Source organism: Mesorhizobium sp. M1E.F.Ca.ET.063.01.1.1, assembly GCF_003998155.1.
Taxonomy (GTDB): Bacteria; Pseudomonadota; Alphaproteobacteria; order Rhizobiales; family Rhizobiaceae; genus Mesorhizobium.
The window spans coordinates 1-1,008 of record NZ_RZSC01001260.1; the positions used below are offsets into that span (position 1 = coordinate 1).

The following is a 1,008-nucleotide window of genomic DNA, read 5'->3' on the forward strand; positions in this document are numbered from 1 at the left end:
GGTGAGGGTGGCGAATGGCACCACGACCATCGAGCTCGCCTCGGGTCAGGCGACCGTGCAAGGCATCAAGGCGGCGATCGCGCAGGCCTCGACGGTCAGTATCGCCAACGGCACGACGAGCCTGGACAGGCTGGTGCTCAATCTCGGCGGCGGCACGGCGACGGTGACGGGCAAGGTCGGGCAAGCGCTGGACATCAATGCCAATCTGGCCAGGGTGCCGATGTCGCTCGCCAACAGTTTTTCGCCCGGCCTCGATGCGGCCGGCTCGATCTCGGGCACGGTCAAGGTTAGCGGCGCGCCGGCGAGCCCGTCGGTCGCCTTCAACGTGGACGCTTCCGGCGTGCAGACCTCGCAGACGCGCGGCGCCGGGCTCGGCGGCATGAACGTATCGTCGTCGGGAACCTTTGCCGGCAACAAGCTCGCCTTCGAGGCCAACATCAGCGACGGCGCCGGTCTTGGCCTGAAGGGCGGCGGCACGGTTACGACCGCGGGCACGCCGGCCCTGGCGCTCGACTTCAACGGCAAGGTGCCGTTTTCCTTCCTCGCCGCCAAGCTCGCGGCGCAAGGCCTGGGGCTTACCGGCACGGCCAATGTGAACGTGCAGGTGCGCGGCCCGGCGTCCTCGCCGGTCATCGGAGGCACGGTGACCACCTCGGGCGCGCGCCTCGTCGACGCGCGCTCCGGGCTTGCCGTCAACGACATCGCGGCCGATGTCTCGATCGGCAGCGGCGTCGCCAGGATCAATCGCCTGACCGGCACATTGTCGACGCGCGGCAGCCTTTCGGCCAGCGGCACGGTCGGCATCAACCCGGCGCAAGGTTTTCCGGCCGACCTTTCGATCAAGCTGACCGACGGCCGCTATACCGACGGCAGGGTGGTGACCGCCAATCTCGGCGGCGACCTGACCATCAAGGGTCCGCTGGTCTCGGCGCCGGTGATCGCCGGCACCATCAATCTGGCCAAGACCGTCATCACCGTTCCGGAAAAGCTGCCGGGCTCGCTTTCGGC

At 68.7% G+C, this 1,008-nt stretch carries 1 protein-coding gene; it reads left to right on the forward strand.

The window, feature by feature from the left end:
• The coding region (locus EOA29_RS37755) for a translocation/assembly module TamB domain-containing protein (RefSeq protein WP_189479144.1) at window positions 1-1,008 on the forward strand (1,008 nt) is incomplete at both ends.